The following is a 13,616-nucleotide window of genomic DNA, read 5'->3' as shown; positions in this document are numbered from 1 at the left end:
CATTTCCTGCCTGCGGATGCGCTGGCGATGAAACCCCTCGGCGACCCCGCTATCAAACTCGTGCGTATGATCACCAGTCCGGTGATTTTCTGCACCGTCGTGTTTGGCATTGCCAGCATGCACGATATGAGCAAGGTGCGTCGCGTGGGCGGCAAAGCGTTGCTGTATTTCGAAGCGGTGTCGACACTCACGCTCGCCATCGGGTTGCTGGCCGCGCACGTGCTGAAACCAGGCGCTGGCTTTATTGAGTGCCGCCCGATTCGATACGGACAGCCGGCCTGGATACTTCTCGCGCCGGGGTTTCGCCGGCGGCAGCAATTGTTCGATCAGTTTCCACAATTCATCATCAACGATCGGCGCTTCCATCCCATGGATTCCGTTGTTCAGGCATTCAAGGTTTAAACAGCCCGCTCGGGGTCTTTTTGAACTGGCCTCTAAAGAAGATGCACGCCAATGCAACAAGGACGCATACAGCTATGCGGCAAACATGCGGCAAGTACGCAACCGGCGCGTCTTCGCTCGCATGCTACGATACTTTGCTCGTTGTGAAGAACGTCGGAGACATAGATGCGTCCAGAGAGTGCCGTCCGTTTCGATGAACAGTTCGCGCCTCGCATCGCCGAGGCGATCGCCGCATGTTTCGCCACTACCGTGCATACCGAAGTGCTGCCTTACGGGGGGCATGGGCGTCCCACGCGCGTGCGGATTCACGCAGCACCGATTGAAGGCCTGGGCCACTATCCGCATCCCTTGAATCTGTTTCTGACCTGGGATAACGACGAGATCGAACGGCTGATGGGCCCGGAAGGGCCGGCGCGCTTCGCCGGCTATCTGGCTGCGTTGCCGCGCAAGCTCGAAGCCTGGCGCCATGTGCGCGAACTGGATTTTCTCTCGCACACGCAGGCCGATCCGGTGATATTGATCGGCGGGCTCGATTTCGGGTCTTAGGACGCCGCCGCGCAGATCGCGGAGAACTTGCATCTGGCGGGGCGCAAGGTGGTTCTCGCGGTTGGCGAGGCGCCGCGCTTTACTCACTGGTCAAACAGCCGGCCACCAGCACCGCGGGCGCGGCGCCTTCGGACAATTACTACAGCACCAGCTCGTCGATCATCAGCGGTGTGAAGCGCAACCAGGTGTGGGGCGCAGGCGGGTCATACGTGTTCGGCCTGGCGACTGTCGCGCTGCTGTACACGAACTCGCAATTCCAGTTGCTCAGCGGCAGTAGCCTGCGTTTCACCAACTATGAAGCCAGCCTGAAGTATCAGTTCACGCCGGCTACGCTGCTCGCGCCCGGCTACATCTACACGACGCAGGACACCAGCGGCACGACGGCCACCAATGCTCACTACAACCAGTTGAGTGTGGGCGGCGAGTACTTCCTGTCGAAGACCACCGACCTCTACCTGAACGGTATCTACCAGCGTGCATCCGGTTCGCACGCATGGGTGGAAGGCATTTCGAATCCGTCGAGCAATAACCGCCAGTTCGTAGCCGTCGCCGGCATCCGCCATCGCTCCGCAGCGACACAATCTGTTGCCTTACTTCTCGATGTTCAGAAACGGCAGCGGCGCGCCGGCGCCCATATAAGTCGGCAGCTTGCCGTCCCAGCGGTTGATTGCCTGCAACTGCAGATACTCCTGACCACCGTTGGTCTTGACGGCTTGCGCCTGAATCGCGATCGATTCCGCTTCGCCGCGTGCCTTGGCAATCTGCTGATCCGCTTCGAATTTCACGCGCGCGAGTTCGCGTTCGGCCTGTTCGGCGCGCTGGCTGGCGGTGACTTTCGCTTCGATGGCCTGATCGAACGCGGCGCTGAACTTGAAGTTGGTGATGTTGATGTCCTGAATCAGAAAGCCGTAGCCTTTGAGCTTGGTGATCAGGCCGCTCATGATGTCGGTCGACACCTGCTGGCGCTTCGTGACCAGTTCCTCTGCGGTGTAGCGTGCCGCAACCGCCTTGAAGACCTCGAACATAGCGGGTTGCACATACGACGTCTCATACTCGAGCGACGGTGCCATCGCAAACAGTGCGCGGACCTTGTTGGGATCGACGCGATAGTTCATCGTCAGGTCTGTATGCACCGACTGCAGATCTTTCGATGCAGCCTGTGCGCCTTCCACCTTGGCGACGTCGAGCCCAATGAATACCTCATGCACGCGCGAAACCGGGCTGACTAAGTGAGGGCCCTCGGACAGCGTATCCGATTCAATATGTCCGAAGGTGGTCACCACGCCGATGCGCGATTGCGAAACCTGTGTAAAGCAGGAAAACAACGCACCGACAGCTGTTACTACGACGAATGTGATAACCCCATAGCGCATTTGCGGCTCATGGTCTTTGCGCAGCGATTTGGAAGCGAAGACGGCTGCTGCTCCGATAATGGTGGCGAAGAAAAGTACAACGATGATCTGGCCCATGTCGATGGTCTATCAGGTGAAGGAGAAAAAAGAAAAGGCCGGTTGGTTATGCACGTCGTTAGACCGGCCTCATGCGGAGGTGTGACGGAAAACGGAAAGAGCGTGTGGTGAATCTGGAATGGGAGCGGGTCGGCCGCGCCAACAGGCGCAGCGTGATGGACGTATTCAGTAGGCCGTGCTGCCGAGTGGCATCACAGAATGGCGGTTCGTTCGTTAGCATTGAAGCGATGCGAAATCATTAAGCGAATTTGTTGTTTTTTATGTTTCTAGCGATTAAAGAAATCAGCGAAGTTGCGGCGAAGTCTACAAGCATATTGAATGCTTGTGCAACGGTATATTTTGACGTGGAGAATTAAAGCACTTGATCGTGCAGGTGCTTTGTGAGCGGGACGCTTCTTTATTTATGCCGCATAAAAAACTGCGCCGAGGCGACGCAGTTTCATGGTGTTTCAATGCAGTCATTTTCGGCTAGCGCAGCTTCGCAATGAAGGCCGCAATCGCCTCATTCAGCGCGTCCGGCGCATCGCGATGCGGCGAGTGTCCACACGCATCGAGTTTGACCAATTGCGCATGCGGCACACGCTCGGCGATCGTATCGATCTGCGCCATCGTGCCGTAGTTGTCGTCGTGGCCTTGCACCGCGACGAGAGGTTGCTTGATGGTGGCCAGTTCATCGGCAATGTTCCATTCCCTGAACGCCGGATTCAACCAGATATCATTCCAGCCATAAAACGCGGAATCGACGTCAGCGTGATAGCGGCTGAGTTTGCTGCGTAGATCCGTGGTTTCGTAGAGTTGCTTCGTCTGCGCGATGCTTTCCACCGAGATATCTTCGACGAATACGTGCGGTGCGATTGCCACCGCGCCAGCCAATGCATCCGGATGCATCGCCGCGTACAGCAGCGCAATCGAACCACCGTCGCTATGGCCGATCAGCCACATGCGCCTGCGTTCCGGCATGCCGATATCGAGCGCGTCGAGCAAGGCGGGCAGGATATCGCGCGCTTGCTCCGTCATGAAATCAACTGGCCATTTGACGTCATGCCCACGCGGTGTGGAGCGTCCATAACCGGGCCGCGAATAGACGAGGCCGCGCATGCCGAGCCGTTCGCACAAGGCTTGCGGCCAGTCGCGCCACATTGCAATCGAGCCGAGTCCCTCGTGCAGGAAGACGGCGACGGGCGCATTGCCCGCAGCTTCATTTACCCAACGATACTCGATGCGCAACGGCTCGTGCGATGCCGTTACGGGCAACTCTGCGAAGTTACTAACAACGGTTGAAGTTGCGGGGTTCTGCATGGATCACCTTATGACTGTTCGCGCAGTTTGAAGCGTTGGATCTTGCCGGTAGCAGTTTTCGGCAAATCGTCGACGAATAAAATATCGCGCGGATACTTATGCGGCGCAAGCCGCTCCTTGACGAAAGCCTTCAGCTCATCCGCGAGTATCTCAGACGGCGCGAATTCACGCTTCAACACCACGAACGCGCGGGTCTTTACGAGACCGCCGTGATCGACTCCAACCACTGCCGCTTCAAGCACCGCCTCGTGCTGCACCAGCACCATCTCCACTTCGACGGGCGATACGTACTGGCCGCTTACTTTCAACATGTCGTCGCTGCGGCCCGCGTACACGTAGCAGCCGTTCGCGAGGCGACAGTACTTATCGCCGCTGCGAATCCACTCGCCGAGGAACGTCGCACGCGACTTCTCGCGATTGCTCCAGTACATCAGTGCCGCGCTCGGCCCTTTGATATACAGGTCGCCCACTTCGCCGTCAGGCACCGCGTGACCGGCGTCGTCGCGCAGTTCGATTTCATAGCCGGGCACGGGGCGGCCCGTGGTGCCGTATTCGACCACTCCCGCGCGATTCGACAGGAAAATATGCAGCATCTCGGTCGAGCCGATTCCGTCGAGAATCTCGCAGCCGAAGTGCGCAGTAAAGCGCTCGCCAATTTCGCGCGGCAGCGCTTCGCCCGCTGACGTGCATACGCGCATCGCGACATCGGCGCGCGCGGGCAGGTTAGGGCACACGAGCATGCTCGCGTACAGCGTCGGCACGCCGTAGAAAATGGTCGGGCGATGCCGCACGAGGCGCGCAAAAATGGCCTCGGCGGTGGGGCGTTCGGCCATCAATACGGCCGTAGCGCCGACTGAAAGCGGAAACGTCAGACCGTTGCCCAGGCCATACGCAAAGAACAATTTGGCCGCCGAGAAGACCACATCGCTTTCGACAATGCCAAGAATCGGCTTCGCGTACAACTCGGCAGTCCAGTAGAGATTCGCGTGCGTGTGGACAGTGCCTTTCGGTTTGCCCGTCGAACCCGACGAATACAGCCAGAACGCGATATCGTCGCAGCCTGTCGTGGGCGCTTTGATGGCCGGTGTGGCCGCGTCGATCAGATCGTTGAGTCTCGGTGCGATTAAAGGCTCGTTTTCGAGCGGTTGTGAAACGATCAACTGGCAACCGTCATGTTCCGCCGTATCCATCGCCTGTGTGACATTCGGCAGCAGTGCGCCGGATGCGATCACGGCGCGCGCGTGGCTGTGCGTCAGCATGTACATGTAGTCGGCGGCGGTGAGCAGCGTGTTCGCGACGACCGGCACAACACCCGCATAGAGCGCGCCTAGAAAGGCAATCGGCAGTTCGACGGTATCGAGCATCACCAGCAGCACGCGTTCTTCCGGATGCACGCCGAGGGTACGCAATGCGCTTGCGAAACGCCGGGCCCGCTCTTCGAGTTCACCGTAAGTGGTGGTGCCGGTGTCGTCGATATAAGCGGTCTTGGCGGCGCGCGATTCGTTTAATCGGAACAGGTAGGCCGCAAAGTTAAATACCGCGGGCGGCGGTTCGACCGTCGCGGCGGGCTGACTCGCAGCCGGTTCCAGCAGGGCTTCCATATGTCTCCTCCATCGGGTGGGGCGGTCCGGCGGTTATGTGCTCATGATCCGCTCGATGCGTGTTGCCTCATTGCCTGATGCTTGTCTTGTGCCGTTACGCTGCGGGCAAATGCGTGGTTTGCGTCAATGCGTCGATTGCCGCGCTCGATGCCTGAACGGCCGAGCGCCTGTGATAGAAACCCAGTGCACGCAGGCCGCCGAGTTCTTCGCCGCCGCCTGCTCGACCCGGTCCGCCATGCAGTGACATCGGCATCACGTTGCCGTGACCGGTTTGACTCTGCTGAACTGAAGGCGAGATCGCGTGGACGCGCCCATGTGAATCGGCGAGTTCTATCGCGAGGCGGCCGAGATGCGCGTCGTCGTTCGAATAGATCGATGCGACGAGCGAGCCCTGGCCGCGTCGCGCGAGGGCAACGGCGTGCGCTTCGGGAAGCGTGCCGTTCGCCGCCGTGGTGACGCGATAGGGCGCGACGGTCGCCACCGGTCCGAACACTTCGACGTCGTGCAGCAGTGTCGCGCTATCGGGATCGTTGACCACGAACAGATGCGGCGCGATGCAAGCCGCGATCGTTGCGTCCGCATCGATAAGCGGTGCGGCCGAGCCGTCGTACGCGAGCACGGCTTCCTCGCGCAACGCGGCAATGCCGGCCAACACGTTCTCGTACTGCTCGCGGCTCACGAGTGAGCCCATCCGCACCGCGTCGTTGCGCGGATTGCCGACAGTTATTTTCGCGAGCTTTGCTTTGAGTGCATCCAGCACCGCTTCGAGTGATGCTGCCGGCACGAACGCGCGCCGGATCGCTGTGCATTTCTGACCGGACTTCACGGTCATTTCCCGCACCACCTCCTTAATGAACAGTTCGAAGGCTGGCGTAGCGGGTGTTGCGTCGGCACAGAGAATGGCGCTGTTGAGGCTGTCGGCTTCGACATTCAGACGCGCGCCGCGCTCGACGAAAGCCGGATGCGCGCGCAATGTCGCGGCCGTTTCCGCGGAGCCGGTGAACGACACCACGTCGAATGCCTGAATCTGATCGAGCAGACCTGCAGAACTGCCGCAGATGACGGATAACGCGCCGGGCGGCAGAATGCCTGCGTCGACCACGTCGGCAACCATTTTTTGCGTGAGCCATGCCGTCGCCGTGGCGGGTTTGATGATGACGGGCACGCCGGATAGCAACGCGGGCGCGGCTTTCTCCCACAAGCCCCACGACGGAAAATTGAACGCGTTGATGAAGAGCGCGACGCCGCGTGTCGGCGTAAGCACATGTTGCACGCTGAACGATTGGTCCTTGCTCAACGATACGGCGTTGCCGTCGCGCAGTGCATGCACCTCGCCGAGCGATCCACCGAGTTTCGCGTAGTACGACAGCGTGAAGATTCCACCGTCGATGTCGACCGCCGAATCATTGCGCGTGGTGCCTGAGTTCGCGGTCGCGATCGCGTAGTAGTCGTCGCGTCGGGCCTGCAGCAGTTTGACGATCTCGGCAAGACGGGCGGCGCGCTGCGCATAGGTCAATTCACGCAATGCTGCGCCGCCTTCTTCTCGGGCGAAGCCAAATGCGTGAGCGAGATCCAGGCCCTGACTCGACACGCGCACGAGCGCGTCGCCAGTGATCGGGTCGGTCAGCGTCACGCCTTCTCCGCCGCCTGCGACCCACTGGCCTGCAACGTAGTTTTTCAATAGTTCAGTCATGGCGAATCTCAGGCGGAAGGTGGGGTGGCGGTGAATTCGATTGCACCTTGCGGCAGCAGATACAGCACCAGCGCCTGCCCGTTCGCGACGGTCGGGCGATGCGCGCTGCCGGGGGCGTACACGCACCAGCCGGCTGCATGACCGTCGAAGGTAGCGCCCTCGCTGAGCGGCATGATCAGATCGATTTCGCCGTTCGGGTGGACATGATGCGGACCGGCAATATCCTTCATATCGACTACGTCGACGGAAAAGCCGTGGGTATCCGGCAGCGCCTTGAAGATCCGGCCATAGCGAATGCCGCCGCCTTCGCGGTTGCACAGCCAGCCTTCGGCCACGCCGGCGCGGCAGGCATCGGCGAGATCGCGGAAGGTCGCGCTATCCGCGGGATACGTACTGTTGAGCCACGTGGCCAGCGTGCCGTCGAGCGGCCGGCTGGCGAGTTGCTCTGTCACGCCTGCAATCAGGCGTTGGAACTCATGTGGGGACAATGTGAGCCTCCAGATCAGCGCACGCACGCACCTTAATTCATGCGTGTTGCTGCGCCTTCTCCGTGATGCTGCCGAAAAACCTCGACAGCGTTTGTTATTGGATCGATATTTGGCGAAAATTAACCGTTCACTCAGTGCGTGTCAAGCACTATAGTACATGTATCGCAGTCAAGAGGCAGTTAAACATGAACCAAAATTACTCTTCCATGCCGCTGGACGACCCGGCCGATGAGGACGCAAACCGCGCGGGTCGGGCCAACCCTCGGGCGAACCTAGGGGCCGACAGCGGGGCGGAGCGCGGCGGCGAGCGCGAGGAGCGCGATCCTTTCCTGACGGCGATGGGCGAACGCGTGCGCCTGCTGCGCGCGCGCCGCGGCATGACGCGCAAGACGCTGGCGACCGAAACCGGTTTGTCGGAACGTCATCTGGCGAATCTGGAATCGGGTGTGGGTAACGCATCGGTGCTGGTGCTACGGCAAATCGCGGCGACGCTGAACTGCCCGCTGGCCGAGGTGATCGGCGACGAAACCACGGCTTCCGCTGAATGGCTGTTGATCCGCGAACTGCTGCAGGGGCGCGACCAGGCGGCGTTGCAGCGCGCCCGCGTCGCGCTGGCCGAGATGTTCGCGCAGGCGCCGCGCGACCCGCATCGCAAGGACCGGATCGCGCTGATCGGCCTGCGCGGGGCCGGCAAGTCGACCTTCGGACGGATGCTGGCGCAGGAGCGCAAGGTGCCGTTTGTCGAACTGACGCGCGTGATCGAACAACTCGCAGGCTGTCCGCCGTCGGAGATTCATTCGCTCTACGGCGCGAGCGCTTACCGGCGCTATGAACATCGGGCGCTCGAGGCGGTAATTCAGGAGCATGAGCGCGCCGTAATCGCGTCGCCGGGCGGGCTGGTGTCGGAGTCGGGCACCTTCAACGCGTTGCTGTCGCACTGCTTCACCGTATGGCTGCAAGCCACGCCGGAAGAGCATATGCGCCGTGTCGTCGCGCAAGGCGACCTGCGGCCGATGTCCGGCAACAAGGAAGCGATGGATGACCTCAAGCGCATCCTGGCGGGGCGCAGCGAGCTGTACGGACGTGCTGACATGACTTTCGACACCAGCGAGAAAACCTTGGCCGACGCCTACTTGCAGCTGCGTGACCGGCTTGCCGCGAGGCTCGCGGCGGAATCGCCGGACGACGCACGGGTGAGCTGAAATGCAGTGCGACTCTAGGGTTTACTAGTAAACATGCATTAAAGTGCTTTACACGGGGATTGCGATGCACTATTGTTCAATCAACAGGTTTTGCATCGTCCAGTCAGGAGACGCCCCATGTCCACAGCAGAAACCGCAATCGCGCCGGTCGACTACCGCACCGATCCCTCGCAGTACAAGCATTGGAAGCTGAGTTTTAACGGTCCCGTCGCGACCCTTGGCATCGATATCGCCGAGGATGGTGGGATCCGTGACGGCTACAAGCTGAAGCTGAATTCATACGACCTCGGCGTCGACATCGAACTGCACGACGCGATACAGCGCATCCGCTTCGAGCATCCCGAAGTCAAAACGGTGGTGCTGACGAGCCTGAAGGACCGCGTGTTCTGCTCGGGTGCGAACATCTTCATGCTGGGCCTGTCCACGCATGCGTGGAAGGTCAACTTCTGCAAGTTCACCAACGAAACACGTAACGGTCTCGAAGACTCGTCGCGTCATTCAGGTCTGAAGTTTCTCGCCGCCGTGAATGGTGCATGCGCCGGCGGCGGTTACGAACTCGCGCTCGCTTGCGACGAAATCTATCTGGTGGACGACCGTTCGTCGTCAGTATCGCTGCCGGAAGTGCCGCTGCTGGGCGTACTGCCGGGCACGGGCGGCCTGACGCGTGTTACCGATAAGCGCAAAGTGCGTCACGATCGTGCGGACATCTTCTGTACGGTGGTCGAAGGCATTCGCGGCGAACGGGCAAAGGCATGGCGCCTTGTGGATGAAGTCGTGAAGCCGAACCAGTTCGATCAGACGATTCAGGCCCGCGCGCTCGAACTCGCCGAACAAAGCGATCGTCCTGCGGACGCACAAGGCGTGATGCTTACGCGTATCGAACGCACCTATCGCGAAGACGGCCTGACTTATAAAACGCTCGACGTCACGATCGATCGTGCGAAGCGCATCGCCACCTTCACCGCGAAAGCCCCGCAAGCCGAACAACCCACGGAGATCGACGCGATCGTCGCCGCTGGCACGAGCTGGTGGCAGCTGCAGTTCGCCCGCGAACTCGACGACGCGATCCTCACGATGCGCACCAACGAACTCGACGTCGGCACGTGGGTCTTCAAGACCGAAGGCGATGCCCGTAACCTGCTCGCCACCGATGCCACGCTGATGCAGCACAAGGACCACTGGTTCGTGCGCGAGACTATCGGCCTTTTGCGCCGCACGCTGGCGCGTATCGACGTGTCGTCGCGTTCGCTGTTCGCGCTGATCGAGCCGGGCTCGTGCTTCGCGGGCACCTTCGCGGAACTCGCGTTTGCCTGCGACCGCAGCTATATGGCGGCACTGCCGAGCAACGAAGACGAAGAGCCGGCGATCACGCTGTCGGAAGTCAACTTCGGTCTCTATCCGATGGTCACGCATCAATCGCGTCTCGCTCGACGTTTTTATGAAGAAGCCGAACCGCTCGACGCGGTGCGCTCGAAGATCGGCCAGGCGATCAAGCCCGTTGAAGCCGAGCGTCTTGGCCTCGTGACTGCGTCACCCGACGATATCGATTGGGCCGACGAAATCCGCATCGCGCTCGAAGAGCGCGCGGCCATGTCGCCGGATGCATTGACCGGCCTCGAAGCGAATCTGCGCTTCAACGGCCCGGAAACGATGGAGACGCGTATTTTCGGGCGTCTCACCACATGGCAGAACTGGATCTTCAACCGGCCGAACGCAGTGGGCGAGAAGGGCGCGCTCAAGGTGTACGGCAAGGGCAGCAAGGCGCAATTCGACGTCTCGCGCGTTTGATTCTTTCGACGCGACGCAACGTAACTGAAAGCAACGCCGGCTGCCTGATACGCGCCTCCCATACTCAAGCACTGCAGTTTCCGACCAAGGAACCGACCATGTCAACGATCAACTACAGCGAAAAGATTCCGAATAACGTCAATCTCGCAGACGATCGCGCGCTGCAACGCGCGCTCGAACAGTGGCAGCCGAATTTTCTGTCGTGGTGGGGCGATATGGGCCCGGAAGGCTCGCATGGCTATGACGTGTATCTGCGCACGGCGGTGAGCGTCGATGCGGGTGGCTGGGCGCATTTCGATCACGTGAAGATGCCGGACTATCGCTGGGGCATTTTCCTCACGCCCGGCGAGCAGGACCGCAAGATTAATTTCGGTGAGCACAAAGGTGAGGCTGCCTGGCAGGACGTGCCCGGCGAGCATCGTGCGAATCTGCGCCGCATCATTGTGACGCAAGGCGATACGGAGCCGGCTTCGGTCGAGCAGCAACGTCATTTGGGTCTGACCGCACCATCGATGTACGACCTGCGCAACCTGTTTCAGGTGAATGTGGAAGAAGGCCGCCATTTGTGGGCGATGGTGTATCTGCTGCATCGTTACTTCGGCCGCGATGGACGTGAGGAAGCCGAAGCACTGCTCGGCCGCCGTTCGGGCGACGAAGACAATCCGCGCATTCTCGGCGCCTTCAACGAGAAAACACCCGACTGGCTCGCGTTCTATATGTTCACTTACTTCACCGACCGTGACGGCAAGTTCCAGTTGTCGGCGCTTGCCGAGTCGGGTTTCGATCCGCTGGCGCGTACCACGAAGTTCATGCTGACCGAAGAAGCGCATCACATGTTCGTCGGCGAATCGGGTGTGTCGCGCGTGATTCAGCGCACCGCGCAAGTGATGAACGAACTGGGCACGGACGACGTCGCAAAGATTCGTGCGGCCGGCGTGATCGATCTGCCGACCATTCAGCGTTATCTGAACTTCCATTATTCGGTGACGATCGACCTGTTCGGCGCCGATCATTCCTCGAATGCGGCCACGTTCTATAGCTCGGGCCTGAAGGGGCGCTATGAAGAGAACAAACGCGACGACGATCATCAATTGAACGGTCAAAGCTACAAACTGCTCGACGTGCAGGACGGCAAGCTGGTCGAGCGTGAAGTGCCGATGCTCAACGCAATGAACGAAGTGCTGCGCGACGACTATATTAAAGATTCGGTGGCGGGCGTTGGCCGCTGGAACAAGGTGCTCGAAAAGGCCGGCATCGATTTCCGCATGACTGTGCCGCATAAAGCATTCAACCGGCAAATCGGCACGTTCGCGAAGACCCGTGTATCACCGGATGGCCGCGTGGTCAGCGAGACCGAATGGGCGGCCAATGAGGCGAAGTGGCTCGCCACGCCAGAAGATCGTGCGTATGTCGCGTCGTTGATGGGCAGTGTCACGGAGCCCGGCAAGTTCGCGAACTGGATTGCGCCGCCGGCGATGGGCGTGAACCGTCAGCCGGTCGATTTCGAATACGTGCGCTTTAACTGAGTACGGCGATTAAAAACGTGCGATGTCGTATTCGCACGAATATAGGGTGGAGGAAATCATGAACGGCCCAGTATCGATCGAAGTTCTCAGGCAGCATCTGATCGATCCGGAAATCTGCATTCGCTGTAATACCTGCGAAGAGACTTGCCCGGTCGATGCGATCACGCACGACGAGAACAATTATGTGGTCAAGGCGGATGTCTGCAACGGCTGCATGGCGTGCGTGCCACCATGTCCGACCGGTGCGATCGATAACTGGCGCACGGTGTTGAAAGCCGATGCGTATTCCATCGACGAGCAGTTTAAATGGGACGTATTGCCTGAGCAGAACACGATGGCCGTGCCGGCAGTGGAAGATACAGCGGCGGGATCATCCAGCGATACACCGGCGGCCGCGAGCGGTATTGAAGTCGATACCGTGCGCGGGTCGGTCGTGCCGCCGTGGTCCGCTGCGAAGCCGTACGTGAATCTCTATACGCACAAGGAGCCCACTACCGCGACGGTGGTCGGCAACTACCGGCTCACCGACGGCTCGACCGATAGCGACATCCATCACATCGTGCTCGATTTCGGCTCGATGCCTTTTCCTGTGCTGGAGGGACAGTCGATCGGCATCCTGCCACCGGGCGCGACCGCGGATAGCCGCACACATCACGCGCGGCAGTATTCGATTGCGAGCCCGCGCGATGGCGAACGGCCCGGCTATAACAACGTTTCGCTCACCGTGAAGCGTGTTTCCCAGCAGCACGGCGACGCGCTCGATGGTGTCTGCTCGAATTATCTGTGCGATCTGAAGAAGGGCGACGTGGTGAGTGTGATCGGCCCGTTCGGCGGGACGTTCCTGATGCCGAATCATCCGAACTCGCACCTGCTGATGATTTGCACGGGCACTGGCTCAGCGCCGATGCGCGCGATGACCGAGTATCGCAGGCGGCGTCGTCTGAAAGGCGCTACCGGCAAACTGATGTTGTTCTTCGGCGCGCGCACGAAAGAAGAGTTGCCATACTTCGGGCCGCTGACGAATCTGCCCAAAGATTTCATCGATACGAATCTGGCGTTTTCGCGTACGCCAGGTCAGCCTAAGCGCTACGTGCAGGACGCGATGCGTGAGCGCGCGGTCGACGTCGCGCACATGCTCAAGGACGAGAACACGCATATCTACGTGTGCGGGCTGAAGGGTATGGAAGACGGCGTGCTGCAGGCACTCAAGGAAATCGTTGAGCAGCATCAACTCGACTGGGAGGCGTTATGGATGAAGCTGAAGCGGGAAGGGCGGCTGCATCTGGAGACGTATTGAACCGCCAAGCCTCGAGCGAGGTTTCATGTTCACGCAATAGGGTGAAGGCCCGGCTGCTGTTAAAAGCGCAGCCGGGCTTTTGCTTTCTATCTCGACGGGTCCGCGCCGTCTTCGTGTTGCGCTGGCGATACCGCTCCACACGCCCGGATTACCAACTGCACGACTTCCTCAGTCGTTGCTTCGAACGTCTTCTGCGTCAATGCGCGCTTACCTCTAAGCGCGCGAATCTGCGCGTCGAAGTCGGCGTAATGCTGAGTGGTTGCCCAAATCATGTACATCAGCGTTTGCGCATTCACCGGCGCCAG

12 protein-coding genes and 3 pseudogenes are annotated in these 13,616 nt (G+C 60.1%); 8 read left to right on the top strand and 7 right to left on the bottom strand.

Annotation, left to right across the window (positions count from 1 at the left end; all coding sequences use genetic code 11):
• Positions 1-27: 27 nt before the first annotated feature.
• Positions 28-174 (top strand): annotated as a pseudogene (locus VFE81_RS12140) (cation:dicarboxylate symporter family transporter); the annotation flags it as partial.
• 69 nt (positions 175-243) lie between these two features.
• Here the strand turns inward: VFE81_RS12140 and VFE81_RS12135 are convergent.
• Positions 244-366: pseudogene (locus VFE81_RS12135) on the bottom strand (IS5/IS1182 family transposase); the annotation flags it as partial.
• Between the two features lie 201 nt (positions 367-567).
• Between VFE81_RS12135 and VFE81_RS12130 the strand changes: the two are divergent.
• Together VFE81_RS12130 and VFE81_RS12125 are read left to right on the top strand one after the other, a co-directional pair.
• Entirely contained in the window at positions 568-948 is a 381-nt protein-coding gene (locus VFE81_RS12130; protein ID WP_325044820.1) for a DUF5594 family protein, read from the top strand.
• A gap of 86 nt (positions 949-1,034) precedes the next feature.
• A pseudogene (locus VFE81_RS12125) lies at positions 1,035-1,370 on the top strand (porin); the annotation flags it as partial.
• Positions 1,371-1,538: 168 nt separating this feature from the next.
• Here VFE81_RS12125 and VFE81_RS12120 read toward each other — a convergent pair.
• Positions 1,539-2,321, bottom strand: a complete 783-nt coding sequence (locus VFE81_RS12120) for a prohibitin family protein (protein ID WP_325044819.1) — start codon at positions 2,319-2,321, stop codon at positions 1,539-1,541.
• Here VFE81_RS12120 and VFE81_RS12115 point away from each other — a divergent pair.
• Positions 2,211-2,528, top strand: a complete 318-nt coding sequence (locus VFE81_RS12115; protein WP_325044822.1) for a hypothetical protein — start codon at positions 2,211-2,213, stop codon at positions 2,526-2,528. The two genes, VFE81_RS12120 and VFE81_RS12115, sit on opposite strands and share 111 nt — an antisense overlap.
• A 357-nt stretch (positions 2,529-2,885) precedes the next feature.
• Here VFE81_RS12115 and VFE81_RS12110 read toward each other — a convergent pair whose 3' ends face one another.
• From VFE81_RS12110 to VFE81_RS12095, 4 genes are all read right to left on the bottom strand, one after another.
• Positions 2,886-3,716, bottom strand: a complete 831-nt coding sequence (locus VFE81_RS12110) for an alpha/beta hydrolase (RefSeq protein ID WP_325044818.1) — start codon at positions 3,714-3,716, stop codon at positions 2,886-2,888.
• Positions 3,717-3,724: 8 nt separating this feature from the next.
• Positions 3,725-5,317 (bottom strand): benzoate-CoA ligase family protein, encoded by a 1,593-nt coding sequence (locus tag VFE81_RS12105; RefSeq protein ID WP_325044817.1) that lies wholly within the window; start codon positions 5,315-5,317, stop codon positions 3,725-3,727.
• Positions 5,318-5,411: 94 nt separating this feature from the next.
• Positions 5,412-7,010, bottom strand: a complete 1,599-nt coding sequence (locus tag VFE81_RS12100; protein WP_325044816.1) for a 3,4-dehydroadipyl-CoA semialdehyde dehydrogenase — start codon at positions 7,008-7,010, stop codon at positions 5,412-5,414.
• An 8-nt stretch (positions 7,011-7,018) separates the two neighbouring features.
• Complete coding sequence (locus tag VFE81_RS12095) at positions 7,019-7,498, bottom strand: DUF4863 family protein (RefSeq protein ID WP_325044815.1); 480 nt, start codon at positions 7,496-7,498, stop codon at positions 7,019-7,021.
• Positions 7,499-7,683: 185 nt separating this feature from the next.
• Between VFE81_RS12095 and VFE81_RS12090 the strand changes: the two genes are divergently transcribed.
• The 4 genes from VFE81_RS12090 (at position 7,684) to boxA (ending at position 13,311) form a co-directional block, all read left to right on the top strand.
• Positions 7,684-8,700 (top strand): helix-turn-helix transcriptional regulator, encoded by a 1,017-nt coding sequence (locus tag VFE81_RS12090; RefSeq protein ID WP_325044821.1) that lies wholly within the window; start codon positions 7,684-7,686, stop codon positions 8,698-8,700.
• A gap of 117 nt (positions 8,701-8,817) precedes the next feature.
• On the top strand, positions 8,818-10,488 hold the full coding sequence (gene boxC, locus VFE81_RS12085) for a 2,3-epoxybenzoyl-CoA dihydrolase (RefSeq protein WP_325044814.1): 1,671 nt from the start codon (positions 8,818-8,820) through the stop codon (positions 10,486-10,488).
• A gap of 98 nt (positions 10,489-10,586) precedes the next feature.
• Positions 10,587-12,014 (top strand): benzoyl-CoA 2,3-epoxidase subunit BoxB, encoded by a 1,428-nt coding sequence (boxB, locus tag VFE81_RS12080; RefSeq protein ID WP_325044813.1) that lies wholly within the window; start codon positions 10,587-10,589, stop codon positions 12,012-12,014.
• Between the two features lie 58 nt (positions 12,015-12,072).
• Positions 12,073-13,311, top strand: coding sequence for a benzoyl-CoA 2,3-epoxidase subunit BoxA (gene boxA / locus VFE81_RS12075; RefSeq protein WP_325044812.1), 1,239 nt, complete (start codon positions 12,073-12,075; stop codon positions 13,309-13,311).
• Positions 13,312-13,397: 86 nt separating this feature from the next.
• Here boxA and VFE81_RS12070 read toward each other — a convergent pair.
• A partial coding sequence (locus VFE81_RS12070; protein ID WP_325044811.1) for a TetR family transcriptional regulator C-terminal domain-containing protein occupies positions 13,398-13,616 on the bottom strand: 219 nt, incomplete at its 5' end.

Origin of the sequence: Paraburkholderia sp. (assembly GCF_035656215.1) — a bacterium.
GTDB lineage: Bacteria > Pseudomonadota > Gammaproteobacteria > Burkholderiales > Burkholderiaceae > Paraburkholderia.
The sequence above is the reverse complement of the archived record's forward strand: the minus strand, read 5'-3'. Positions and strand labels throughout refer to the sequence as shown.

Bases quoted from the DNA above. Each gene is read 5' to 3' on its own strand.
- VFE81_RS12130 (WP_325044820.1), top strand. From the start codon at position 568: ATGCGTCCAGAGAGTGCCGTCCGTTTCGATGAACAGTTCGCGCCTCGC.
- boxA (WP_325044812.1), top strand. From the start codon at position 12,073: ATGAACGGCCCAGTATCGATCGAAGTTCTCAGGCAGCATCTGATCGAT.
- VFE81_RS12105 (WP_325044817.1), bottom strand. From the start codon at position 5,317: ATGGAAGCCCTGCTGGAACCGGCTGCGAGTCAGCCCGCCGCGACGGTC.
- VFE81_RS12090 (WP_325044821.1), top strand. From the start codon at position 7,684: ATGAACCAAAATTACTCTTCCATGCCGCTGGACGACCCGGCCGATGAG.
- VFE81_RS12110 (WP_325044818.1), bottom strand. From the start codon at position 3,716: ATGCAGAACCCCGCAACTTCAACCGTTGTTAGTAACTTCGCAGAGTTG.
- VFE81_RS12120 (WP_325044819.1), bottom strand. From the start codon at position 2,321: ATGCGCTATGGGGTTATCACATTCGTCGTAGTAACAGCTGTCGGTGCG.
- boxB (WP_325044813.1), top strand. From the start codon at position 10,587: ATGTCAACGATCAACTACAGCGAAAAGATTCCGAATAACGTCAATCTC.
- VFE81_RS12115 (WP_325044822.1), top strand. From the start codon at position 2,211: ATGTCCGAAGGTGGTCACCACGCCGATGCGCGATTGCGAAACCTGTGT.
- VFE81_RS12100 (WP_325044816.1), bottom strand. From the start codon at position 7,010: ATGACTGAACTATTGAAAAACTACGTTGCAGGCCAGTGGGTCGCAGGC.
- boxC (WP_325044814.1), top strand. From the start codon at position 8,818: ATGTCCACAGCAGAAACCGCAATCGCGCCGGTCGACTACCGCACCGAT.